Annotated in this window: 20 protein-coding genes; 8 read left to right on the forward strand and 12 right to left on the reverse strand. The window is 72.8% G+C overall.

What is annotated here, in order from left to right; translation table 11 throughout:
* Positions 1-15: 15 nt before the first annotated feature.
* Positions 16-2079, forward strand: a complete 2064-nt coding sequence (locus ODJ79_RS25075; protein ID WP_263026016.1) for a glycoside hydrolase family 15 protein — start codon at positions 16-18, stop codon at positions 2077-2079.
* Positions 2080-2104: 25 nt separating this feature from the next.
* Here ODJ79_RS25075 and ODJ79_RS25080 read toward each other — a convergent pair whose 3' ends face one another.
* The 3 genes from ODJ79_RS25080 to ODJ79_RS25090 all read right to left on the reverse strand — a co-directional run bounded on the left by ODJ79_RS25080 (position 2105) and on the right by ODJ79_RS25090 (position 5881).
* Complete coding sequence (locus ODJ79_RS25080) at positions 2105-2968, reverse strand: type 1 glutamine amidotransferase domain-containing protein (protein WP_263026017.1); 864 nt, start codon at positions 2966-2968, stop codon at positions 2105-2107.
* Between the two features lie 129 nt (positions 2969-3097).
* Entirely contained in the window at positions 3098-4771 is a 1674-nt protein-coding gene (locus ODJ79_RS25085) for a methyl-accepting chemotaxis protein (protein WP_263026018.1), read from the reverse strand.
* A 123-nt stretch (positions 4772-4894) separates the two neighbouring features.
* Positions 4895-5881: a winged helix-turn-helix domain-containing protein gene (locus ODJ79_RS25090; protein WP_263026115.1), complete on the reverse strand. Its 987-nt coding sequence runs from the start codon at positions 5879-5881 to the stop codon at positions 4895-4897.
* Between the two features lie 75 nt (positions 5882-5956).
* Between ODJ79_RS25090 and ODJ79_RS25095 the strand changes: the two genes are divergently transcribed.
* Entirely contained in the window at positions 5957-7192 is a 1236-nt protein-coding gene (locus ODJ79_RS25095) for an MFS transporter (RefSeq protein ID WP_263026019.1), read from the forward strand.
* Here ODJ79_RS25095 and ODJ79_RS25100 read toward each other — a convergent pair.
* On the reverse strand, positions 7128-8741 hold the full coding sequence (locus ODJ79_RS25100) for an FAD-dependent oxidoreductase (protein WP_263026020.1): 1614 nt from the start codon (positions 8739-8741) through the stop codon (positions 7128-7130). The genes ODJ79_RS25095 and ODJ79_RS25100 overlap by 65 nt on opposite strands.
* Positions 8742-8969: 228 nt before the next feature.
* Between ODJ79_RS25100 and ODJ79_RS25105 the strand changes: the two genes are divergently transcribed.
* On the forward strand, positions 8970-9524 hold the full coding sequence (locus ODJ79_RS25105; protein WP_263026021.1) for a hypothetical protein: 555 nt from the start codon (positions 8970-8972) through the stop codon (positions 9522-9524).
* A gap of 3 nt (positions 9525-9527) precedes the next feature.
* Here the strand turns inward: ODJ79_RS25105 and ODJ79_RS25110 are convergent, their stop codons facing one another.
* Positions 9528-10946, reverse strand: a complete 1419-nt coding sequence (locus ODJ79_RS25110) for a D-alanyl-D-alanine carboxypeptidase family protein (RefSeq protein ID WP_263026022.1) — start codon at positions 10944-10946, stop codon at positions 9528-9530.
* A gap of 463 nt (positions 10947-11409) precedes the next feature.
* Here ODJ79_RS25110 and ODJ79_RS25115 point away from each other — a divergent pair, with 463 nt between their 5' ends.
* Both ODJ79_RS25115 and ODJ79_RS25120 read left to right on the forward strand, forming a co-directional pair.
* Complete coding sequence (locus ODJ79_RS25115; RefSeq protein ID WP_263026023.1) at positions 11410-12762, forward strand: ferredoxin reductase family protein; 1353 nt, start codon at positions 11410-11412, stop codon at positions 12760-12762.
* 45 nt (positions 12763-12807) lie between these two features.
* A complete protein-coding gene (locus tag ODJ79_RS25120; protein ID WP_263026024.1) occupies positions 12808-13746 on the forward strand; it encodes a polysaccharide deacetylase family protein in 939 nt (312 codons plus the stop codon).
* Here the strand turns inward: ODJ79_RS25120 and ODJ79_RS25125 are convergent.
* The 6 genes from ODJ79_RS25125 to ODJ79_RS25150 form a co-directional block, all read right to left on the reverse strand.
* Positions 13743-14411: a phosphoribosyltransferase gene (locus ODJ79_RS25125; protein ID WP_263026025.1), complete on the reverse strand. Its 669-nt coding sequence runs from the start codon at positions 14409-14411 to the stop codon at positions 13743-13745. The two genes, ODJ79_RS25120 and ODJ79_RS25125, sit on opposite strands and share 4 nt — an antisense overlap.
* A gap of 81 nt (positions 14412-14492) precedes the next feature.
* Entirely contained in the window at positions 14493-15137 is a 645-nt protein-coding gene (locus ODJ79_RS25130; protein WP_263026026.1) for a dienelactone hydrolase family protein, read from the reverse strand.
* Between the two features lie 61 nt (positions 15138-15198).
* Positions 15199-15474, reverse strand: a complete 276-nt coding sequence (locus ODJ79_RS25135) for a YciI family protein (protein ID WP_263026027.1) — start codon at positions 15472-15474, stop codon at positions 15199-15201.
* A complete protein-coding gene (locus ODJ79_RS25140) occupies positions 15471-15935 on the reverse strand; it encodes an SRPBCC family protein (RefSeq protein WP_263026028.1) in 465 nt (154 codons plus the stop codon). Before ODJ79_RS25140 ends, ODJ79_RS25135 begins: the two co-directional genes overlap by 4 nt.
* Positions 15919-16242 carry an ArsR/SmtB family transcription factor gene (locus ODJ79_RS25145; protein WP_263026029.1) on the reverse strand — a complete coding sequence of 108 codons (324 nt, stop codon included), beginning with the start codon at positions 16240-16242 and terminating at the stop codon, positions 15919-15921. The genes ODJ79_RS25140 and ODJ79_RS25145 overlap by 17 nt, the downstream gene beginning before the upstream one ends.
* Positions 16243-16277: 35 nt before the next feature.
* Positions 16278-16838, reverse strand: coding sequence for a QsdR family transcriptional regulator (locus ODJ79_RS25150; RefSeq protein ID WP_263026030.1), 561 nt, complete (start codon positions 16836-16838; stop codon positions 16278-16280).
* Positions 16839-16945: 107 nt separating this feature from the next.
* Here ODJ79_RS25150 and ODJ79_RS25155 point away from each other — a divergent pair, with 107 nt between their 5' ends.
* Positions 16946-17815, forward strand: a complete 870-nt coding sequence (locus ODJ79_RS25155) for an alpha/beta hydrolase family protein (protein ID WP_263026031.1) — start codon at positions 16946-16948, stop codon at positions 17813-17815.
* Between the two features lie 1413 nt (positions 17816-19228).
* Here the strand turns inward: ODJ79_RS25155 and ODJ79_RS25160 are convergent.
* The gene (locus ODJ79_RS25160; protein ID WP_263026032.1) at positions 19229-19837 is read right to left on the reverse strand and encodes a hypothetical protein; all 609 of its coding nucleotides are present in this window, start codon (positions 19835-19837) and stop codon (positions 19229-19231) included.
* Between the two features lie 145 nt (positions 19838-19982).
* Between ODJ79_RS25160 and selA the strand changes: the two genes are divergently transcribed.
* The gene (selA, locus tag ODJ79_RS25165; RefSeq protein ID WP_263026033.1) at positions 19983-21287 is read left to right on the forward strand and encodes an L-seryl-tRNA(Sec) selenium transferase; all 1305 of its coding nucleotides are present in this window, start codon (positions 19983-19985) and stop codon (positions 21285-21287) included.
* The gene (gene selB, locus ODJ79_RS25170; RefSeq protein WP_263026034.1) at positions 21275-23035 is read left to right on the forward strand and encodes a selenocysteine-specific translation elongation factor; all 1761 of its coding nucleotides are present in this window, start codon (positions 21275-21277) and stop codon (positions 23033-23035) included. Before selA ends, selB begins: the two co-directional genes overlap by 13 nt.
* Positions 23036-23058 lie beyond the last annotated feature (23 nt).

Below are 23058 nucleotides of genomic sequence, written 5' to 3' on the forward strand. Positions count from 1 at the left end.
GGGTATACCCGGCGCATGAGACTTCTCGCCGTGCTCCTCACCGCCGGGTCGCTGGTCGCACCGGGCGCGCCCGGCGTCGATCAGCAGTATCTGCCGGCGGACAAGGCCGGCCTGGTCACCTCGCACTCGGCGACCAGCAGGGTCTGGGCCACCGTGCAGCGCGACGGCGGTCTCGGCGAGATCTTCTACCCGACGATCGACGCGCCGAGCGCCCGTGCCCTACGGTTCGTCGTCGCCGACCGGCACGGCCACGCCTGGCTCGCCTCGGGGGCCGCGACCGCCTTGGTGGACTCGCACAGCCTGCGATACCGGCAGACCTTCACCGGCACGGGTTGGCGGCTGACGGCCTCCTACGTCACCGATCCGTCCCGGGACACCGTCCTCGCCGACCTGTCCCTCGACGGGAGCGGGTTCGACCTGTACGCCGTCTACGATCCGGCGCTGGGCAACTCCCGCGGGCACGACTCCGGGCGTACGGCCGGAAAGGTTTTGATCGCCACCGACGACGGCGTGGCCGGCGCGCTCGCCGCCTCTCCCCCGATCAAGGCCGCGTCCAGTGGCTTCGCCGGCGTCAGCGACGGACTCACCGACCTGCTCGCGGACGGCCGGATGGACTGGCGCTACTCGTCGGCCGGGCCCGGCAGCCTCGTGCAGACCGCCGCGCTCGCACCCCGGACGACCCTCGCGCTCGGCTTCGGCCCGGCCCCCGGCTCCGCGATCTCCGCGGCGGCCTCCTCCCTGCGGCGCGGCTTCCGCCAGGTTTCGAGGGATTTCGCGTACGGCTGGAACCGCTACCTCGCCGGTCTGCGCCCGCCACCGCCGTCCGTGCCCGATCCGGCCCTGTACCGGGTGTCCACGATGGTGCTCGCGGCCAGTGAGGACAAGAGCCACCCGGGCGCCTACGTGGCGGCCCCCGCGTCGCCGTGGGCCTTCGGCCGCGACGACCCGTCCGGCCCGTACCACCTGGTGTGGTCGCGCGACCTCTATCAGATCGCCACGGCGTTGCTGGCGGCCGGCGACCGGGCCGGCGCCTCCCGGGCGCTGGACTTCCTCCTCGGCAGGCAGCAGAAACCGGACGGCTCGTTCCCGCAGAACTCGCGGGTCGACGGCACGCCGGTCTGGGGCGGCCTGCAGCTGGACGAGGTCGCGCTGCCGATCGTGCTCGCCTACCAGCTGGGCCGCACCGACGCGGTCACCTGGGAGCACGTGCGGCGGGCCGCCGACTTCCTGGTGAGCTTCCAGCAGGACGGCCACGCGGCGCCGTGGACGCCGCAGGAGCGCTGGGAGAACCAGTCCGGCTGGTCCCCCGCCACCATCGCCGCCGAGATCGCCGGGCTGGTCTGCGCCGCCTCGATGGCCTCGTCGAACGGCGCCGACGGTTCGCACTACCTGGCCGTCGCCGACCGGTGGCGGGCGAACCTCAAGCGGTGGACGGTGACCAGCACCGGCCCGTACTCGTCGAAGCCGTATTTCCTGCGTCTCACCAAGGACGGCAACCCGGACGCGGGCACCACCTACTCGATCGGCGACAGCGGACCGGCCGCCGTGGACCAGCGGGCGGTGGTCGACCCGAGCTTCCTGGAGCTGGTGCGCCTCGGCGTGCTGCCCGCCGATGACCCGGACGTGCGCACCACCGTGTCGGTGGTGGATGCGCGGCTGGGAGTGTCCACGCCGAACGGCTTCTTCTGGCACCGGGCCTCGTTCGACGGCTACGGCGAGAAGGCCGACGGCAGCCCGTGGGACTACGGCCTGCCCGACGGCTCGCTGATCACCCGCGGCCGGGCGTGGCCGCTGCTCAACGGCGAACGCGGCGAGTACCTGCTCGCCGCGGGCTCCCGCGCGGGCGCCGCCGGGCAACTGGCGACGATGACCCGCGCCGCCGGCCCCGGGGACATGCTGCCCGAGCAGGTGTGGGACCAGTACCCGCCGGCGACCGCGCCGGGCACGCCCACCACCTCGGCCACTCCCCTGGCCTGGACGCACGCCCAGTACGTCCGGCTGGCCTGGGACCTGCAGGAGGGCCGGATCGCCGAGCAGCCGGCCGCGGTGGCCGCCCGCTACCTCACGGTCGGCCGCTGACGCACGGCCGGCTGGGCGGTGGGGATCACCAGCCGAGGCGGCGCCGGCCGTCCTTGAGGACGGTGACGATGGCCCGGCCGCAGCCGGCCGAGGACTCCGTGGAGCGGGCGGTGATGAACGGGAAGTCGACGACCACCGACTCGGGGCGCCCGAAGTTCCCGATGAACTCACCCTCCGGGCCGACCGCGTCGCGCAGGACGAACTCCAGCGGGTAGAACGGCGGGCCGAAGTTGATGTGTCCGTCGCCGAAGCCGGTGGTCGAGCCGTCCATCGCGTGCGGCCCCGCGAACTCGGTGCCGTCGAGCAGGTCGTAGAGGAACGGGTGGCCGGTGACCCGCTTGCCGCGGATGATGCTGGTGCGGCGCTGCGGGTCGCGGGCGAAGGCCAGCGCGGCGACGCCGTAGCCGAGGGCGGCGACCGGCTTGTCCAGCCGGATGAAGCCGAGGATCAGCTCGTGCAGGCGCTGGTTGTTGGCCAGGTCGACCGTCGCGCCGGTGCCGCCCACGACGCAGAGCGCGTCGTAGCCGGGCAGGTCCCGGGTGACGACCCGCTCGACCGCCTCGTAGTAGGCCTCCAGGTCGCGCAGGTAGGTCGGCGAGCTCGGGTACGGCCGGGCCGGCACCCAGCCGGTCAGGTTGCGGGGCTTGTCGAGACGACGCGAGGCGGCCAGGTCGGTTGTCTTCTTCGCCATGGTCCGCGTGGTCACCGTCTTGCCCTGTGCCGGTTCGACGTAGTCGGACGCCATGCTCGCCGCCTGGGGCGTCGGCCGGGCGCCGGTGGCGGTGAGGAACTCGACCTCGAACCCGGCCTTCTCGCACGCCTCGAGCGGGCCGATCAGCTCCTCGCCCCAGTAGCCCCATTCCGAGACGGCGATCAGTACCTTGGTCATGCTGTCCCCCGAGGATCGGCGGGTGATTCGGGCGCCGCGGCCCAGCCTAGGGGCGTGACTCGGGTCGCGTACCGACTTTGGCGCAGTTGCCGGGACCGGATCGGTCCCGGCTCCGCGACCGGCGAGGCGTCAGTAGTGGTAGTGGCCGATGGACGACTGCAGCTCGGCACCCATCCGGGCCAGCTCGGCGGTCGCGCGCTTGGCCTCGCCGATGCCCTCCGCGACGCCCAGGGCGGCCTCGGACACCCCGGCGAGGTTGGCGGCGATCTGCCCCGATCCGGTGGCGGCCTGCGACACGCTGCGGTTGATCTCGTTGGTGGTCGCGGTCTGCTCCTCGACCGCGCTAGCGATGATCGTCTGGTACTCGTTGATCTTGTCGATGACGTGGGTGATCTCCGCGATCGCGTCGACCGCGCCCTTGCTGTCGTCCTGGATCGCGGTGACCCGGCGGGAGATGTCCTCGGTGGCCCGGGCGGTCTCCTGGGCCAGGTCCTTGACCTCGCTGGCGACCACGGCGAAGCCCTTGCCGGCGTCACCCGCGCGGGCCGCCTCGATGGTGGCGTTCAGGGCCAGCAGGTTGGTCTGCTCCGCGATCGCGGTGATCACCTTGATCACGTTGCCGATCTCCAGCGACGACTCGCCGAGCTTGAGAACGGTCTGGTTGGTCGACTCGGCCAGCTGGACGGCGGTGGTGGCGACCTGCGCGGCGTCGTTGGCGTTCTCGGCGATCTCGCGGATCGACATGCCCATCTGCTCGGACGCCGCGGCGACGCTCTGCACGTGACCGGCGACCTCGTCGGCCGCGGCGTTCACCACGCCGACCTGCTCGCTGGCCTGGTCAGCGTTGCCGGCCACCAGCTCACCGGACTCGGACAGCTCCTGGGACGCGGACGCCACCGCGTCGACGCTGCCGGCCACCGCGCGCACCAGCGCGAGTTTGCTCTCCAGCTCCTCGTTGAGCGTCTCGGCCAGCGTGGACAGTTCCCGGGTGCCGGCCGGGACGAGCCGGAACGTCAGGTCGTCGGCGTCCCGGGCGTGCAGCGCGTCGGTGTACCGGACGATGACCCGGCCGACCTTCACCTGAAGCAGGAAGAGCACCGCGCCGATGGCCAGCGGCAAGGCGACGGCCAGCGCGATCAGCAGCGCGATCGAGGTGCCCGTCTGGTCGGTGGCGTCCGCCACGGCCTGCGCCGATCGGTCGGTGAGCTGCTTCTGGAACTTCTCGATCGGCGCGCTGATCACCGCCTTGTCGGCGGCGTAGGTGTCGTCGAACATGATCGTCCGGGCGACCTCGCGCTTGCGGAACGGGCTCAGCGCCTCGTCCGAGCCGGAGAGCGCGAAACCGGCGATGTCCGACGGCATCTCGGCCTCGGACGTCCCGACGGCCTCCAGGATCAGGCGCTGCGAGCGGGACTCGGTCTTGACCAGGGCGTCCGACTTGGCCTTGGCCTCGTCGATGAGGGCGAGCTCGTCGGCGGTGGCACCGAGCTCCTTGAGCTGAGCGAGCACCTTGTCCCGGGTCTTGGTGACCGTGATCTCGTTCCAGTAGTTGGTGAGATGCTGCCGGTCGCCGGTAGCCGCGTACAGGCGGCCCTCGTTGGTGAGGTAGTCGGAGGCGGCCTGCAACTGCATGCCGAGCGCCTTGAACGCGGCCTGGCGCTCGAACGCGGTCTTCTCCGCCTTGATCGCCGTACTGACCAGCGACACGCAGAGCACGAGCAACCCGGTGAACAGGACAAGCGTGCCGATAGCGGCCTTGGTGATGGTCGATTGCCGCAGACTCCGGCGTGGCCGTACAGACATCGGATCGTCCCCCTCGATCGGTTCACCCGCCGGCTTCGGCGGTTGCCATGCATTCGGCCGCGGCACGATCCGCTTACAGGGGTTTTCCTGACGGAATGTCGCTGTGCGCTCTACGCAGCGTGACTACTCGGGAGTAGTCCCACATTCCGGACCGTCCAGCAGGGCTTGGCCGAGGGCGGTGGTCAGGTAGAGCACCCGCCGGCCGCTGCGCACGCGGGCGACCAGGCCGGTCTCCCGCAGGATCCGCAGGTGCTGCGCGACCGCGCTGGGCGTGACGCCGAGCGAGCGGGCCAGGTCGGCGCCGGTGGCCGGGGAACGCAGCGCCTCCAGGAGGTCGGCGCGGGCCCGGCCGAGCAGCCGCACGAGGGCGCGGCCCGGCGGCCGGGCGCCGGCCGTCCACAGGGCGCCGACGCCGCGTGCCTGGTAGCGGACCGTGGTGCGGGTCGAGGTCGAGGCGCGGATCCGCACATATGCGGGGCCGAGCGCGCACGGCATCAGCACCAGACCGCCGGGGGCCGGGCGGATCACCCGGTCGGCCGGGCGGCCGGCGAGGGTGAGGCGGCCGTCGCGCCAGCGCAGGTCCGGGTGCAGGCCGGCGAAGAGCCGGTCGGCGCCGCCCGCGGCCAGCTGGGCGGCCCGATGGGCCACGTCGGCGTCGAGCAGGGCGCGGATCCTCGGCCAGTGCGGGGCGATCAGCCGGTCGTACGCGGTCCGCAACTCGGCCGTGATCGCCCGCAGACCGGCCGCCGGGCGCGCCGCCAGTCCGGCCGCTGCCGGGGGCGGGTCGTCGCCGAAGACCCGGGTCAGGCCGGCGCGGACCTGCCGGGCGGAGGTGCGGCGCAGCGCGGCGAGGTCGTCGTCGATGGTGGTGGCGAAGCCGTCCGGGGCCGGCAGCAGGAACTCGGGCCACGTCGGCCGGTCGTTGACCAGCAGCGGCCAGGCCGCAGGCAGGCTCAGCGTGGCCGCCTCGGCTCTCGCCCAGCGCAGCCAGCGCAGGTGGGGCTCGGTCGCGCCCTGCCCGCCGAGCAGTTGCAGGCCGGCGATGGTCTCGGCGAGCGGCGACACCGCGAACCGGGTGCCGGCCAGCTCGGTGACATCGAGGTCGACCATCAGAGCCACGAGCCGAGTATGTAGTGCCGTCCTAAATGGTGTCCACGGGCGTCCCCGGGCCTGAGGCTTGCCGCCGTGACCCGACTTCCCGCCGCTTATCGGCGTCTGCAAGCGGCCGCGATCGTGGACAACGTCGGCGACGGCGCGGCCGCGGCGGCCGTCCCGCTGCTCGCCGTGGCGCTGACCCGCGACCCGCGGCTGGTCGGGCTGGTCTCCGCGGCCACCACGGTGCCGTGGGTGCTGCTGTCGCTGCCGGCCGGGGCGCTGGTCGACCGGCACGACCGGGCCGCTCTGATGTGGCGGGCGCAGGCGGCGCAGGCGGTCGCGGCCGGCCTGCTCGCGGTCGCGGTCGCTCTCGGCGCGGCGAGCATCCCGCTGCTGGCCGTCGCCGCGTTCGTGCTGGGCGCCGGCGAGGTGGTCTTCGGCAACGCCGCCCTGGCGATCCTGCCCGGCCTGGTGCCCGCGGCGGACCTGCACCGCGCGAACGGGCGGCAGTTCGCGGCCACCACCACGGCGCGCACGTTCGCCGGTCCGCCGGTCGGCAGCCTGCTGTTCGCGGTGGCCGCCGCGCTGCCGTTCGGGCTGGACGCGCTCTCGTTCGCCGGGTCCGCCGCGCTGCTGGCCGGGCTGCCGCGCGGCGCACCGGCGGCGCCGGGCGCCCCGCTGGGCCGAGCCGTCGTCGAAGGTCTGCGCTGGCTGGGCCGGCATCCTTTGCTGCGTACGCTGGCCGCCCTGCTCGCGGTGAACCTGTTCTGCTTCCAGCTCGCCAACGTGACCCTCGTGCTGCTCGCGACGCGGGAACTGCACCTCGGCGCCCGGGCCTTCGGGCTGCTGCCGGCCGCGAGCGCGGTCGGCGGCGTGGCGGGCGGGCTGGCCGGCCACCGGGTCGCCGCCCGCCTCGGGACGCTGCCGACGGTGCTGGTCGCCCTCGCGGGGCCGATCCCGGCATACCTGGCGGCCGGGGCCGTGCTCCACCCGTACGCAATCATGGTCCTGCTTTTGATCATCAGCTTCTTCGCATCGATGTGGAGCGTCGCCACGGTCAGCCTGCGGCAGACCGTCGTGCCGGCCGGGCTGCTCGGCCGGGTCAACGCGGTCTACCGCATGCTGAGCCTGGGACTGGCCCCGCTCGGCGCGCTGGCCGGCGGCTTCGTCGCGCACGACCTGGGGGTGCGCGCCGCCTACCCGATCGCGGGCATGGTGCGAGGCGGCGCACTGCTGATCGCGCTGCCCGTGCTGCTCCGGGTCAGGCGGAGGGCTCGATCGACAGGGCGTGCCGGAAGACGTCGCGCGGATCCCAGCGGGCCTTGACCTGCTGCAGCCTCGGGTAGTTGCCCTTGTAGTAGAGCGTCTGCCAGGACACGCCCGAGGTGTTCCAGGCCGGGTCGGCGAGGTCGGCGTCCGGATAGTTGATGTAGGAGCCGTCGTTCGCGTCGTCCGGCACGGGCACGCCGCCGGTGGCCGCGTACACGTCCCGGTAGAGGTTGCGAACCCAGGACAGGCTCGCCGCGTCCTGGCTCTCGTCGACCCAGATGTTCTGGAACACCGCCTTCATGATCACGTCGCGCTGGGCGACCGCGGTGGCGCCGGCCGGCACCGAGCGGACCCGGCCGCCGTAGCCGATCAGCAGCATGCCGCAGTTGCCCGTGCCGCTGTCGTCGGTGAGGTTTCGGTAGATCGCCGAGAGCTGCCCGGCGCCGTAGCCCTTCCGCAGGTACGCCGCCTTGATCTTGTACCGCCGGTTGAACTGGTCGCCCGGCTCGCCGGTGCCCGGCCAGGTCATCAGGTGCATCCACGGCATCGTGCGGCGGGCGTCGAGCACCGGCGTCAGCCCCGTCCCGGCCGTCACCGCGGCCACGAACTCGGTCACCATCGCGTCCGCGCGCGGCAGGCCGGCGTCGATCTGCACCACCATGGCGAAACCCTGGGCACTCTTGTGCGTGGGCAGCAAAATCCCATACAGACCTGCGTACGGCGAGTCCGGCGCGCTGTTCCGCTCGTGCCAGGCGCCGAAGTTGTGCAACAGCCGGGTGAAGGCGGCCTCCGTCATCGACGCGTCCCACGCCCACTCGACCAGGCACTCCAGCATCTGTTCCGGCGCCCTCGGCAGCAGCGCGGCCGGGTCGGCGCCGGTGACGCCCGGCGAGCGCAGCCAGTAGCGGGTCACCACGCCGAAGTTGCCGCCGCCCCCGCCGGTGTGCGCCCACCACAGGTCCCGGTTCGGGTCGCCGGCGTCGCGGGTGGCCACCACGGCCCGGGCGGTGCCGTGCCGGTCCACGACGACGACCTCGACCGCGTACAGATGGTCGACGACCGAGCCGTAGCGGCGGGACAGCGGCCCGTACCCGCCGCCGGCGATGTGACCGCCCGCGCCCACCTCGGGACAGCCGCCGGCCGGGATCGTGACGCCCCAGCCCTTCTGCAGGGTGCGGTAGACACGGCCGAGGGTGGCGCCGGGCTGGACCACGAAGGCGCGACGGGCCGGGTCGTAGCCGACCTCGTCCATCGGGGACATGTCCAGCAGCAGGCGTACGCCCGGGTCGGCGGTGAAGTTCTCGAAGCAGTGCCCGCCGCTGCGCACCGCGACCCTTCGGTGCGTGCGCACCGCATCCGACACGGCGGCGACGACCTGCTCGGTCGAGCCGACCACCCGCACCTCGTCGGGGCGGCCGACGAAGCGGAAGTTGTTGCCCCGCACCAGATTCTCGTAGCGCGGGTCGCCGGGGCGCACGCTCACCGGCCCGAACCCGCCGTCCGGGGCCGCCGCGGCCGCGCTTGGAACAGCGACGGCGGTGACGCCCGCTCCCGCCCCTGCGAGCAGCCCGCGCCGGCTCACTCCGCCCCGCTCCTGCTGACCCATATGTGCCTCCCGTCCACATCGGCCCGGCCGGTGGTGGCCGGAACCTCAGCGTGTCAACGGGGGCCGGGGCGACGCCTGCCCATCGCGGTCGATTCCGGGGTGGAAATGCCGCCTGCACCAACCGGTTGACCCGGTCCACCGATCGGTGGACGGGCGCCGGTCGAGCAGATCCTGGAAAGCGGGGAACAACTGCTGGCCAAGTCCCCGGATTGGGGCCAGCATCGGAAGATGCTGATCACTTTTGCCCGGGGGTTGAGTGGATCGACGCTGGCCACCATCCGGCGCGGCGACGGGGTGGTGCTCGAGCTGCCCGGCTACGACCGCAGGTACCGGGTGCCGCACGACCTGGCGCACGCGGTGACCGAGCGCGAGCTCGGCATGGCGGGCGGGGTGTTCGGGTCGATCGCCGGCGGCGGGGTCTTCGACAACATGCGGGTGGTGTCGGGACGGCCCCGGCACGACGCCGCCGAGCGCAGCAAGCGCCTGCTCGCGGCCAACAAGCGGTCGCTGGGCATCGCCGAGATCCTGGCCGGCGTGGTGCACGACGCGGTCGAGCACGACGCCACCTCCACGATGGAGCGGCTGCGACGCAGCTGGGGCGTGTTCAGCACCGAGCCGCTCCCCTGGTCCGCCGAGGAGGTGGCGGCCGCGGTCGCCATGCTGGGCGAGCTCGCGGTCGACTTCGAGGCGACCGGCAAGGTCGTCTTCACCTGGCCGGACAGGCTGACCAGCCCGATGCCGGCGACGGTCGGCACCAGGCGCGGCCGCCGGGGCCGCCTTTGAGTGCTACGGACGGCGGGTCAGCTTCCACCAGAGGCTGGGCGGGGACGATGCCGCGTCGGTGGCCAGGTTGACGCGTACGGAACCGGCTTGGACCGCACCCACCACCTGGCCGGAGGTCACCTCCGCGGAAGGATTCACCCGGCTGGTGGTGACCTTGAAGGACAGGCCGGGCCAGCCGACCACCTTCAACGGGGCGGTGGGACTGATCGGCACGGTGGCGCCCCAGGCCGTGGTGACCGCGCCCGACGGCTGGTCGGCCAGCAGGGTGTACTCCTTGACCGCGGCGTTCACGGCGGTCAGCAGTTTGCGGACCACCCTGTTGACCTGGGCCAACTGCTCGGGGGTGTGCGCGCCGGGCTGGTTGAAGACGGCGCCGACCAGGGTGAGGGTCTTGCCGCCCACCTGCAGGTGCGCGGCGAAGAGCAGGTTGCCGCCGGCGTCGCCGGTCGAGCCGGTCTTGATGCCGAAGACGCCCTGCTCACCCAGCAGCGCGTTGTAGTTCTGGATGGGGCCGGCGACCGGGATGGTGGCACCCTGCAGGGCGACGATCTCGGCGAAGACCGGGTCCTTGATGGCTGCCCGGCCCAGCAGCACCTGATCGGCGGCGGTGCTCACGGTGCTCGGCAGAAACCCGCTCGGGTCGGTGTAGTGGGTGTTCTTCATGCCGAGTTCCTGGGCGGCGTCGTTCATCTTGGTGAGGAACCCGTCCGCCGAGCCCGCGTCCCAGACGCCGAGCATGTGCGCGACGTTGTTGGCGGACGGGAGCAGCAACGCCTCCAGCGCCTCCCGCTCGGTGATCTTCTCACCGGCGGCCACCTTGACCAGCGACTGGCCCGAGGGAATGCGGGACTGGTAATCGGCGACGTCCGCGGCGGTGACCGTGATGGCGGGACCCTCGTCCGTGCCGCTGAGCGGGTGGTTCTTGAGGATCAGGTACGCGGTCATCACCTTGGCGACGCTGCCGATCGCCTCGGGGTCGTTGTCACCGGAGCCGCCGAGCCGGCCCAGTCCCTCGATCATCAGCTCGGCCGAACCCGCCTTGGGCCACGGGAGGGTGGGCAGCTTGCCGGGGATGCGCAAACTGCTGGCGACGGTGGTGGTGAGGGTGGCCGCCGGGAGCGTGCGGTGCAGCTGGACGGCGGCGCCGGAGCTGGCGAGCGCGATGAGGAGGATCGCCGGGAGGAGTACGGCGAGGAGGCGTTTCCGGCCTTTCGCCTTTTTCGGATTTTTCGGATTTTCCGGGTGCGGCGTGGGCTGCGGGTGCGGCGCGAACTGCGACTGCTGCGCGAACGGCGACTGCGGCTGCTGCGGCGGCTGCTGGAACTGCTGCGCCGGCTGGAACTGCTGCGGCGGCGACTGGAACTGCGGCTGCGGAGCGCGCTGCGGCTGCGGAGGGAACGGCGGCTGGGGCGCGGCGGGCACCGAAGCCTTACCGGCGGCCGGCTGGCGGGGCAAAAAGGGCGCCGGGGGCGAAACTTGCGCTCGCCCGGCGGGCGACGGCCGGCCGCCGTACACCATGCCGCCCGGCGGCGAAGCAGGCGAAGCAGGCGGAGCGGGCGAAGCAGGCGAAGCAGGCGAAGCAGGCGGCAGCGAGGCAGGCTGGGATGGCGGCTGCGCGGGCGGCGTCACCCGGGCCGAACCGGCCGCCGGTGGCCGTGGGACGCCCGGAGCCCTCGGCGGCCTCGCGGTCCTGTCCGGCATCGCGCCCTCGTCCGGCATCGCCGCTCCACCCCTCCAAGCCGGCCCGGCCTCCCCGGACGCCCGACAAGTATTGCCGCCCCGCGCCAGCCGTCGCGACCCGGTGTCGGCTCACACATTGCGTACTGAACCCAGTTCCGCTACGAGTGGTACACGCCGGCATACGCCAGCAGCGGGGAGACATCGAATGACCGCAGTGACCCAGCCACAGACCCGCTCCGCCACGACGGCTCGTAGCGCTCACCTAGTCCTGTGGATCTTCTTGGTCGCCAACCTGGCGATCGTCGAGTTGATGTTCGTCACCGCGAGCCCGCCGGCACACAACACGCTGACCTCCATCGGGCGATTCTTCGGCCTGCACCTGGCCTTCGTGATGGCGCTGCAGCTGCTGCTGATCGCCCGGTTGCCGTTCCTCGACCGGCGGCTCGGCATGGACAAGCTGACCACCTGGCACCGGTGGACCGGCTTCACCCTGTTCTGGCTGGTCCTGCTGCACCCCACGTTCGTGCTCCTGGGGTACTCCGAGCTCGACAAGATCTCCTTCCTGGACGAGATCCCCAACCTGGCCGGGCAGATGCCGGTGCTGCTCGGCATGATTGCCGCCGGCCTGCTCATCGTCACCGCGGCCGTCTCGCTGAGGCTGGTGCGCCGCCGCGTCTCCTACGAGACCTGGCACACCCTGCACCTGCTGGTCTACGCGATCGTGGCGCTCGGCATCGTGCACCAGCTCTTCGAGGGCTCGGCCTTCAAGACCAACATCTTCACCCAGCTGTACTGGTGGGGCCTGTGGGCCTTCGCGCTGGGCGCCCTGTTCGTCGGCCGGTTCTTCGTGCCGCTGCTGCGCAACGCCCGCCACCAGCTCAAGGTGGCCGCCGTGGTGCCCGAGGCCGACGACGTGGTCTCGGTCTACATAACCGGGCAGCACCTCGATCGCCTCGACGCCCGGGCCGGGCAGTTCTTCCTGTGGCGCTTCCTCGGCCACAACCGGTGGTGGCAGGTCAACCCGTTCTCGCTGTCGGCCGCGCCGGACGGGCGTTCGCTGCGGCTGACCGCGAAGGGCATCGGCGAGACCAGCGCGGGCCTGCGCCGCCTTCCGCTGGGCACCCGGGTCTTCGCCGAGGGCCCCTACGGCGGGTTCACGGCCGGCCAGCGGGTCACCGACAAGACGTTGCTCATCGCGGGTGGCATCGGCGTGACCCCGATCCGCGCCCTGCTCGAGGACAACACCCTCACCGGCGACATCGTCGTCCTCTACCGGGTGCACGAGCCGGCCCAGGCCGTCCTGCTGGGCGAGATGCAAAACCTTGCTTCCGTACGCGGGGCGACTCTGCACCTGCTCACCGGCCGGACCGGCGCCGGAAGTCCGCCGAACAACCCGTTCAGTCCGGAAAGTCTGATCACGCTGGTGCCGGACATCGTCGAGCGGGATGTGTTCGTGTGCGGCCCGTCCGGGATGACCGACGCGGTGCTGCGGACGCTGCGGGCGCTCAAGGTGCCCGCCCGGCAGCGGCACGCCGAGACGTTCCGCCTGGCGAGTTGACGCCCATGTCCTAGCGATTTGCCCGGAACGGGTAGGGTGCCCGGCGTGATCACAGTGTCGCGGCGGCGTCTCGTACTGGGAGCGGCCTGCGCCGCCCTGGTGGTCGTGCCGACCGTGGCCGGGTGGAGCACCGGCCGCGCGCTGCGGCCGTCCGCCGCGCCGTCGGTCTCCGCCGCTCCGGACCCGGCCGTGCTCATGCCCTCGGTCGACCCGGCTCTCTCACCGTCGCCGGCCTCGACCGAGGCGACGCTGCCCGCCGGTATGGGCGCGCCGGTCGGCTGGAAGCTCAGCGACGTGCCCCGGTTCCCGCCGGCCCCACCGCCCGAGCCGATCACCCTGCCGCCCGGCGACGAGGCGCCGTTCCTGTCCCGGATCCCGGTGACCCAGCCGGTGGCGTTCCTGACCATCGACGACGGCTTCCTCAAGAATCCGGAGGCGGTGAAGCTGTTCGCGGCGGCCGGCATCCCGGTGACCCTGTTCCTGACCACCGACGCGATCCAGGACGACGTCCCGTTCTTCAACCGGCTGCGCGACTACGGCGCGGTGATCGAGGCGCACACCATCTCGCATCCGGAACTGGCCGGGCGGGGTTACGACTTCCAGCGGCGCCAGATCTGCGACGGCGCCGACCGGCTCGGCCAGTGGTACGGCCGGCGCCCGGTGCTGTTCCGCCCGCCGTTCGGCGACAAGGACCACACCACGCTGCGGATCGCGAAGGAGTGCGGGCTGCGGGCGGTGTTCATGTGGAAGGAGACCGTCGACAAGGGCATCGTCCGCTACCAGGAGCAGCTCAAGCGGGTCCAGCCCGGCGACATCATCCTCATGCACTTCCGGCCGGCGTTCGTGCAGGACTTCCTGGCCGCGCTGCGGGCGATCCACCGGGCCGGGCTGACCCCGGCGCTGCTGGAGGACTACGTGCCGGGGGCCGGCTCGCCCGCCCCGAGCGTGCACTTCCCGCCCGCACACGTACGGGATCTGGGTTAAGCGCTGGCGAAGCCGCGGATGGCGGCGTCGACGTCCTCGTCGGTGAGCTGGCCGAAGTCGTCGTACCACTGGCCGACCGCGTGGAACCCCGGCGGCGCGCTCAGGTAGACGATCTCGTCGGCCTCGCTGCTCAGGGCCTCGCGGGCCTGCGGGGCGCAGACCGGCACGGCCAGGATCGTGCGGTGCGGGCCCTGACCACGCAGCCAGCGCAGGGCCGCCCGGGCGGTCACCCCGGTGGCCAGGCCGTCGTCGACCAGGATCACGGTACGCCCGGCGGTGATCGGCGCGGGACGGCCGGCCCGGTAGCGGCGCGCTCGCCGCTCCAGCTCCAGCCGTTCGGCGGCGACCGTGCCGGCCAGGTCGTCCGGGGTCAGCCGCAGGTAGCCGAGCGAGTGCTCGTCGAAGACCGGCGGACCGTTCTCGGCGAGCGCGCCGACGCCGAACTCCGGTTGACCGGGCGCGCCGATCTTGCGGGCGAGGACGATGTCGAGGTCGCCGCCGAGCCGGGCCGCGACCTGCACCGCGACCGGCACTCCCCCGCGCGGCAGGGCCAGCACGAGCGGCCGGGTCTGTTCGGCCAGGTGCCGGCGGGCCAGCTCGTGGCCGAGCAGCCGGCCGGCCTCGTCACGGTCGGCGAAGATCAGCGGAGGTGCGTCACGAACCACGTCGCGGCCTCCTCACGGTTGGCGGTTTTCACCGGAGGTGCGTCGCGAACCACGTCGCGGCCTCCCCACGGTCGGCGAAAATCAGCGGAGGTGCGTCACGAACCACGTCGCGGCCTCCTCAGCCACGGTCGCCAGGGCGCCGTGCTCCTCGAACAGGTGGGTGGCGCCGGCGACGATGCGCAGCTCAGCGGTGACGGTCATCGCGTTGCGGGCCTGCTCGTTGAGCTCGAGCACCGGCAGGTCCCGGCCACCGACGATCAGCAGCGTCGGCGCGCGCACCTGGACGAGTGCCGGCCCGGCCAGGTCGGGCCGGCCGCCGCGGGAGACCACGGCGTGCACCTGTTCCGGGCGGGCGGCCGCCGCGACCAGGGCGGCGGCCGCGCCGGTGCTGGCGCCGAAGAGCCCCACCGGCAGGCTGCGGGTGTCCGGCCGCTCGGCGAGCCGGTCGATCAGCCCGATCAGCCGGTCGGCGAGCAGGCCGATGTCGAAACGCAGGTCGCGGGTGCGGGCGTCATCGACCTCCTCCTGGTGGGTGAGCAGGTCGACCAGGAGGGTGCCGAGCCCGCGCCTGGTCAGTTCGGCGGCGACCTGGCGGTTGCGCGGACTGTGCCGGGAGCTGCCCGAGCCGTGCGCGAAGAGCACCACGCCGTGCGCGCCGGGCGGGAGGACCAGGTCGCCCTCCAGCTCGGTGCCCGCGGTCGGGAAATGAGTCGTAGTCGCCGTCATGCCCACCGCGTACCCACGAAAACCGGTCTTATACGTCCGACTTTGGGTGGGTACGCCCCCTTCAGGAGTAGATCTCGTTCCAGTCGCGGATCTCATGCCGCCGGACCACGCCGTGGAGCACGAACGGGTCGCCTTCGACGAACTTCGCGGCCGCCTCGCGGGTGGCGAACACGGCCATCGAGCCCTGCGCCTGCGGGTCGCCGAAGGTGCCGACCATGACCAGGTCGCCGGCCGCGTGGAACTCGTCGAGGCGGGCCTTGTGCGCCGGGAAGTGGGCCGGGGCCCGGCTCGCCACGTCGTCGGCGGACTCGTAGAGCAGCACCGCGTACGTCCTCATTTCGCGGCCGCGGCGTAGGCGGCGAGCGTGGCGCCCCAGGCGCCCGAACCCTCGAAGGTCTCCTTCATCGCGGCGGCGTCGGCACCGTACCCGTCGAGGTCGCGATGCACGAGCTCGACCCGGGTGCGGTCCGGCCCGTCCGGCCGGAAGTGCACCTCGACGGTGGTGACCAGGTCGTCGTGGTATTTCCAGTCGGACCCGATCTGCCAGGTCACCACCAGCCGCGACGGCGGTTCCCAGGCCTGCACGATCCCGGTGTACGTCTCGGTGCCGTCCTCGTGCCTGGTGTACCAGCGGCCGCCAGTGCGCGGCTCGATGACGATCTCCGCGATCGGCGCCGACCCGATGTGGTGCGCGGCCGGCCACCACCTGGTCATGTCGGCGGTGAACAGGTGGAACGCGCGGTCCGGGGGCACGTCGACGACGACCTCCCGGCGTACCGCGTCAGTGGTTTCGATCATTTTCGGCCTCCCGGTTGGCGTGCTGCTGAAACGCGGCGAGCGACCGCTCCCAGAACCCGTCGAGGTGTGCCCGGAGCTTGGCGAGGCCGTCCGGATCGACCGAGTAGAGGCGCCGGGTGCCCTCCTGCCGGTCGGCCACCAGGCCGACCTCCTTGAGGACCTTGAGGTGCTGGGAGACGGCCGGGCGGCTGATCGGCAGGACATCGGCGAGCTGGCCGACCGCGAGTGGTCCGTCGGTCAGCCGCTCGAAGATCGCCTGCCGGGTCGGGTCGCCCAGCGCGGTCAGCATCGCGGTTGCGTTCGTCATGGCTTACCGTAAGCTACGACTTACCGATGGCCGCGTCAAGCGCTCCCGAGCAACCCGCGCAACGCCCGCTCGGCCACCGCGAACTCGACCCGGCTGCCGCTGAACAACTCGCCATAAAGGACCGATTCCATGATTCGTACGTAGAGGAACGCCAGCTGCAGCGGGTCGCCGGGCGGCGTCACGCCGGCCTCGGCGAAGATGTCCCGCTGGGCCAGGATCGCCCGCCGGTGCACCGCGCCCGACGGGGTGAACAGCACCCGGGCCGCGGTGGACGGCTCGGCCGCGACGAACCGCCGCATCGGCCGGGCCGCCCACAGCCGGTCGGCGAACCGCCGGGACACCTCGATCACGCCGTCCACGCCCGGCTGCCGGCGGGCCGCACGGGCCCGGTCGAGGGTGCGCCGGCCGAGCGCCCAGAGCGCGTCGCCGAGCAGCGCGTCCCGGCTGCCGGCGATCCGGTACAGGGTGGCGCGGCTGATCGCCAGCTGGGTGGCGAGCAGGTCCATGTCGAGCGACCCGCGCGCCTGGAACTGGCGCACCGCGCCGCGGACCACCGCGCCCGGCGCGAGCACCCGGCGGGAACTCTGCGTCGTCACGTCCTGCTCAACACCCGTTTCGCGGGTTCGGTTCAATGCTTGCGACCGCCGTCTCACGTACACCTGAATCTTCAACGTTTTTCGCGACCGGCTCCGTAGCTCGGGCCATGGCTATCAGGACACGGAACGTTGTCACCGCACTCGCCGGCCTGGCACTTGCCGGGGCGGCCATCACCCTGATCCCGCACGCGGACGCCGCGACCACGTCCTTCCGCCGGGGTCCTGACCCGTCGGCGGCGAGCATCCGCGCGGCCAACGGGCCGTTCGCGATCGCCAAGACCACGGTGGCCCGGCAGGCAGGCTTCGGCGGCGGTGACATCTACGCACCCACCGACACCAGCCGGGGCACGTTCGGGGCGGTCGCGATCGCGCCCGGGTTCACCGCCACCCGCAGCAGCCTGGCCTGGCTGGCGCCGAGAATCGCGTCGCAGGGCTTCGTGGTCTTCAACATCGACACCCTGACCACCTCGGACCAGCCGGCCCAGCGCGGCCGGGAACTGCTCGCCGCGCTCGACTTCCTGACCGGCAGCAGCACCGCCCGAGCAAAAATCGACAGGACCCGGCTGGCGGTGATGGGCCACTCGATGGGCGGCGGCGGCACCCTGGAGGCGGCAAAGGCGCGCCCGTCACTGAAGGCGGCAGTGCCACTGACCCCCTGGGACCTGACCAAGAACTTCGCCACGGTCAAGGTCCCCACAATGATCATCGGAGCCCAGTCGGACACCATCGCGCCGCCCAGCCGCTTCTCCGACCAGTTCTTCGCCAGCCTGCCCGCCGCCACCAACAAGGGCTACCTGGAACTGGCCGGCGCATCACACTTCGCCCCGAACATCCCCAACCCCACGATCGCCTCAACCAGCATCGCCTGGCTGAAGCGCTTCGTAGACGGCGACACCAGGTTCGAGCAGTTCCTGTGCCCCGGCCCGTCCAGCAACGGCATCAGCGAATACCAGACGAACTGCCCACACAAGGCATGACCACAACGGCCCGCGGCCCAGCAGGGCCGCGGCCCGTGCCACATACGCAAACACGTCCGGAGCCAGATACCCGGGGAATAAATGGCACCGAAAATCCCCGAGACCGACCGGTTGCGATCGCGCGCACCGCACCGCACCGACAAGGAACCGAAACCGCAGCGCAGAAACGCGCGCGAATGGCAGCAGAAACGAAAGCGAATAACACCGGAATGGCACGCCTCATCGGAACTGCGCCGCCTGCCAGCTTGCCGCCCGACTGCCGCCCGCGGTGTTTCGCCAGCTCAGTCCGGCCCTGCACCGGCCAGGCCCGCCCGCCTCAGACCCGCCGAGCGTGGCCGCCTCAGACCCGCCGAGCGTGGCCGCCTCAGACCCGCCGAGCGTGGCCGCCTCAGACCCGCCGAGCGTGGCCGCCTCAGACCCGCCGAGCGTGGCCGCCTCAGACCCGCCGAGCGTGGCCGCCCCACACCCATTGGGCCTGGCGGCCCCGCACTCGCCGAACCTGCACGTCTTGCACCCGCCGGGCCTGGCCGCTCTGCAGCTGCCGAGCTTGGCCGTTGTGGGATCGCCGGGCCGGAAGCCGTCTCCGTAATCGCCGTTGCAGGCGCTGCGGCCGCTTCGCCGTCGTGCGGATGGCTCAGCCTCTGGGCGTGCCGCTGCTTGAGGCCCCACGCACGATGCCGCTCGTGCTCACGGCGAAACCGCTCGGCCTCGGGCGAATATCGTCGCGATCTGGTCCGATCACGCATTTCGGCGAGCTCGGCCCTCGAAAACAATCCTAGCTGTCCCACCCAAGAATTGTCCCACGTTCAGCTCGCCCGCGGTAAGCCGGAACCATTGTTCGATCATGCCAATATCGCGCCGCGGCAGCCGCATTCATACGGCTGATGATCGGCCCAAGGATGGCAATTTTGTGCTCGCACAAAACCGAAAATCTCCAAGATCGACCCGTGGCGACGTCGGGCGCAAGCGGGCAGGCCACGGCGAGTGATCTAGGGATGCGGCGGACCGGGCGGAGTGCCCGGTGAGTGCGGCTCAGACGGCGGCGGGAACGACCCCGGCGGCGGATACGCGCCGGGCGGCGGATACGCGCCCGGCGGGTAAGAGCCCGGCGGCGGGTAAGAGCCCGGCGGCGGATACGAGCCGGGCGCTGACGGATAAGGCGGCTCCGTGGCATTCGTCGGCGCAGGGGGTCTGCGTGACGAGCGCACCGCCAGCACGACCAGCCCCGCAATGCCGCCGACGATGATGAGGCAGCACAGGAGCCTGCCCACCACGAAGCCGAAGTTGTACGCCACGCCGCTGTCGGACTCTGCCGCCAGAACGGCGGTCTGCCATTCCACCCGCACGCCTCCCCCGATCCCACCTCAGGGACGGAGACCCTACCGGGCTGGGTTCACCCATCGTCGACGGGATCTATCCCTGCGGATCGCACAGCGGCGTGGCCGCATCCCCCGGCACGCACACCGTCAAACCCCACGGCAACGTGTATGACAGCTGCACCCCGTCCGAGGTGTACTCCAGCACGAACGCGTCCACGACCGTCGACACCTCGGCCAGCTGCACGACCCTCAGCTGCAGGAACACCATGGTCGACAGCTCCGCCCGGGTGGCCCGGCGCCCGGCCCGCGGGCACGTGTGATCGACCACCGTCCCCGCGCCGCCGCCGCTCCCCGCGCTCTGCACCCAGAACCGGTCGATCCGCAGGCTTCCGGCCACCACGTGCGGTACGACCCGGTCGACCCGGGCCGCTCCCGGCCGGTCCAGGCAGAACGCCATCTGCCCGACGCTGCCGACCACCCTCGTCGCCCCGCTGGGCGCGAACACCACCCCGGGCGCGCTGGCCGCCCACGGCGCCAGGATCTGGGCCTCGCCGGGGGCGGTTCCGCAGGCAGCCAGCAGCACGGCGCAGGCGGCCAGCAGCATGACGCAGGCGGCCAGCGGCACGGCGCAGGCGGCCGGCAGCACGCCGCAGGCGGCCGGCAGCACGGCGGAGGCGGCGGCCGGCCGGGTCAACAAACGCATCGAAGGATGATGTCATCCATTGTGGACCAGTTGAAGGGAGGATCGAGGAACCGATGGACGCGCCCCACAAGCTCGGGACTTAAGCGACCAGGCCCGTGGAACCGACTGACGCGCCGCCCATCCGGAGAACCGATAGATTCGAGCGATGACGGATCCGCGCCGGCGCGTGCCGCGTACCGATGTGGTCCTGGCCGACCCTCGCCTGGCCGACGCCGCCGCACGGATCGGCCGCGCCGCCGTGAAGGCGGCGGTGACCGACGCCCAGCAGCGTGCCCGGGCCGGCGACATCGCCCCCGAGGAGGTGGCCGACGCCGCCGTGCGCGCCCTGCCGGCCACCGCCGGCGGCCTGCGGCCCGTGCTGAACGCGACCGGCGTGGTCCTGCACACCAACCTGGGCCGGGCCGCCCTCTCCCCCGCCGCCGTGGCGGCGCTGACCGCCGCCGCCGGGCCCACCGACGTCGAGCTCGACCTGCACACCGGCGCCCGCGCCCGGCGGGGCCGCAGCGTGCTGGCCGCCCTGCGCGCGGCGGTCCCGGACGCCGGGGCGGTGCACGTGGTCAACAACGGCGCCGCCGCCCTGGTCCTGGCCGCCACCGTCCTCGCCGCCGGCCGGGAGATCATCGTGAGCCGGGGTGAGATGGTGGAGATCGGCGACGGCTTCCGCCTCCCCGACCTGCTGCAGTCGACCGGCGCGCGGCTGCGGGAGGTCGGCACCACCAACCGCACCACCGTCGAAGACTACAAAACAGCGATAAACCCAGACACCGGCTTCATCCTCAAGGTTCACCCGTCCAACTTTGTGATCAGCGGATTCACCAGCGGCGCGTCGACGCAGGAGCTGGCTCGGCTCACCACGCCGGTGGTCGTGGACATCGGCTCCGGACTGCTCCGGCCCGACCAGCTCCTCCCCGACGAGCCGGACGCCACCACCTGTCTCCAGCAGGGCGCCGCCCTGGTCACCGCCAGCGGCGACAAGCTGCTCGGCGGCCCGCAGGCCGGCCTGATCCTCGGCGACACCGCCCTGGTCGAGCGCCTGCGCCGGCACCCCCTCGCCCGCGCGCTGCGGGTCGACAAGCTCACCCTCGCCGCCCTCCAGGCCACGCTGACCGGCCCGCCCACACCCACCTGGCAGGCCCTCCACCTGTCCGAGGCCGAGCTCAAGACCCGCACCGAGCGGGCCGCCAAGCGTCTGGCCGAGGAGGGCGTCGAGGTCACCCTGGTTGCCTCCGAGGCCGTCGTGGGTGGCGGGGGCGCGCCGGGCGTCACCCTCCCGTCGTGGTCCCTCTCCCTACCCCAGCCGTACGCGCTGAGCCTGCGCACCGGCGCACGCCCGGTCGTGGGCCGGCTCGAGCGCGGCCGGCTCCTGCTCGATCTGCGCTGCGTCTCGCCGGAGTCCGACGAGGACCTGGTCGCCGCGGTGCTGGAGGCCGCACGCGCATGCACGTCGTAGCCACCGCCGGGCACGTCGACCACGGCAAGTCCACCCTGGTCCGCGCCCTGACCGGGATGGAGCCGGACCGCTGGGCGCAGGAGCGCAGCCGCGGCATGACGATCGACCTCGGTTTCGCCTGGACCACGCTGCCGACCGGCCGGACGGTCGCGTTCGTCGACGTTCCGGGCCACGAGCGCTTCGTGCCGAACATGCTGGCCGGCGTCGGCCCGGTCCCGGCCGCCCTGATGATCGTGGCCGCTGACGAGGGCTGGAAGCCGCAGTCCGCCGAGCACCTGGCCGCGCTGCACGCGCTGGACGTGCGGCACGGCCTGCTCGTGGTGACCCGCGCCGACCTGGCCGACCCGCGCGCGGCGCAGGCGCAGGCCCAGGCCGAGCTGGCCCGGACCTCGCTGGCCGGGGCCGAGGCGGTGACCGTCAGCGCGACCACCGGCGCGGGCCTGGACGACCTGCGCGCGGCGCTCGACCGGCTCGCCGGCCGCCTGCCCGCGCCCGACCCCGAGGCACCCGTCCGGCTCTGGATCGACCGCGCCTTCACCATCAAGGGCGCCGGTACGGTCGTCACCGGCACGCTCGGCGCCGGCCGCCTGCGCCCCGGCGACGAGCTCACCCTCGGCCCGGACACCGTCCGGGTCCGCGGCCTGCAGTCCCTCGGCGAGCAACGGGGCGAGGTCTCCGCCGTCGCCCGGGTCGCGGTCAACCTGCGCGGCGTCGACCGGGACCAGGCTGCCCGCGGCGACGCCCTGCTGACCCCCGGCCGGTTCCGCGCCACCGACCTGCTCGACGTACGGGTGCACGGCGACCCGGTCGCGGACCTGCCGCAGACGTTGATCCTGCACCTCGGCTCGGCCGCCGTCCCGGCCCGGGTGCGCCCGCTGGGCGCGGACACCGCGCGCCTGCGGCTGGCCCGCCCGCTGCCGATGCACATCGGCGACCGGGCGCTGGTGCGCGACCCCGGCCGCCGGCACATCGCCGGCGGCGTCACCGTGCTCGACGTGGCCCCGCCCGGCCTCACCCGCCGGGGGGCCGCCGCGGCGCGGGCCGCCGTTCTCGACGGCGTCGACGGCGTGCCCGACCTGGCCGCCGAGGTTCGCCGCCGGCGCCTGGCCAGGCGGGGCGACCTCACCGCGATGGGCGTGCCGGTCGACCGCGATCCGACCGCCGGCGACTGGTTCGTCGACCCGGACCACTGGGCGGACCTGCACCGGCGCCTGGCCGACGAGGTCGAGCGGCACACCCGGGAGAACCCGCTCGAGCCGGGCGCCCCGCTCGAGGCCCTGCGCCACCGCCTCGGCCTGCCGGACCGGGTGCTGGTGGAGGCGCTGGTCAGACCCCCGCTCAGCGTCAAGGGTGGCCGCGTCCGGCCGACGGCCGGCCCGCCCGGAGTACCGGCCCAGCTGACCGCCGCGGTGGACAAAGCCTTCGCGGGGAGGAGCCCGTTCGCCGCGCCCGAGGCGTACCACCTCAATGATCTTGGTCTTGGGCCCCGCCAGCAGGCGGCGGCCGTGCGCGCCGGACTGCTGATCCAGCTGGCGCCCAACGTGCTCCTGCGAGCCGACGCCGCGGAGCACGCCGCGCGAGAGCTCTCCAAGATCGAGCAGCCGTTCACGCTCAGCGAGGCCCGCCGAGCGCTCGGCACCACCCGTCGCGTCGCGGTGCCGCTGCTGGAGCTGCTGGACCGGCGCGGGCTGACCCGGCGGCTCGGCGACGACCGGCGTATCACCGACCCGCGGGCAGAACTCGCCTGAACGGCAACGTCCGCCCGCACCGC

Source organism: Actinoplanes sp. KI2 (assembly GCF_025630775.1).
Classification (GTDB): Bacteria; Actinomycetota; Actinomycetes; order Mycobacteriales; family Micromonosporaceae; genus Actinoplanes.

What these genes read in the sequence shown, in the direction of transcription:
- ODJ79_RS25135 (WP_263026027.1), bottom strand. Translation starts at nt 15,474, where the DNA reads ATGAGGACGTACGCGGTGCTGCTCTACGAGTCCGCCGACGACGTGGCG.
- ODJ79_RS25085 (WP_263026018.1), bottom strand. Translation starts at nt 4,771, where the DNA reads ATGTCTGTACGGCCACGCCGGAGTCTGCGGCAATCGACCATCACCAAG.
- ODJ79_RS25130 (WP_263026026.1), bottom strand. Translation starts at nt 15,137, where the DNA reads ATGACGGCGACTACGACTCATTTCCCGACCGCGGGCACCGAGCTGGAG.
- selB (WP_263026034.1), top strand. Translation starts at nt 21,275, where the DNA reads ATGCACGTCGTAGCCACCGCCGGGCACGTCGACCACGGCAAGTCCACC.
- ODJ79_RS25080 (WP_263026017.1), bottom strand. Translation starts at nt 2,968, where the DNA reads ATGACCAAGGTACTGATCGCCGTCTCGGAATGGGGCTACTGGGGCGAG.
- ODJ79_RS25075 (WP_263026016.1), top strand. Translation starts at nt 16, where the DNA reads ATGAGACTTCTCGCCGTGCTCCTCACCGCCGGGTCGCTGGTCGCACCG.
- ODJ79_RS25160 (WP_263026032.1), bottom strand. Translation starts at nt 19,837, where the DNA reads ATGCGTTTGTTGACCCGGCCGGCCGCCGCCTCCGCCGTGCTGCCGGCC.
- ODJ79_RS25115 (WP_263026023.1), top strand. Translation starts at nt 11,410, where the DNA reads ATGACCGCAGTGACCCAGCCACAGACCCGCTCCGCCACGACGGCTCGT.
- ODJ79_RS25100 (WP_263026020.1), bottom strand. Translation starts at nt 8,741, where the DNA reads ATGGGTCAGCAGGAGCGGGGCGGAGTGAGCCGGCGCGGGCTGCTCGCA.
- ODJ79_RS25105 (WP_263026021.1), top strand. Translation starts at nt 8,970, where the DNA reads ATGCTGATCACTTTTGCCCGGGGGTTGAGTGGATCGACGCTGGCCACC.
- ODJ79_RS25145 (WP_263026029.1), bottom strand. Translation starts at nt 16,242, where the DNA reads ATGACGAACGCAACCGCGATGCTGACCGCGCTGGGCGACCCGACCCGG.
- ODJ79_RS25140 (WP_263026028.1), bottom strand. Translation starts at nt 15,935, where the DNA reads ATGATCGAAACCACTGACGCGGTACGCCGGGAGGTCGTCGTCGACGTG.
- ODJ79_RS25155 (WP_263026031.1), top strand. Translation starts at nt 16,946, where the DNA reads ATGGCTATCAGGACACGGAACGTTGTCACCGCACTCGCCGGCCTGGCA.
- selA (WP_263026033.1), top strand. Translation starts at nt 19,983, where the DNA reads ATGACGGATCCGCGCCGGCGCGTGCCGCGTACCGATGTGGTCCTGGCC.
- ODJ79_RS25090 (WP_263026115.1), bottom strand. Translation starts at nt 5,881, where the DNA reads ATGGTCGACCTCGATGTCACCGAGCTGGCCGGCACCCGGTTCGCGGTG.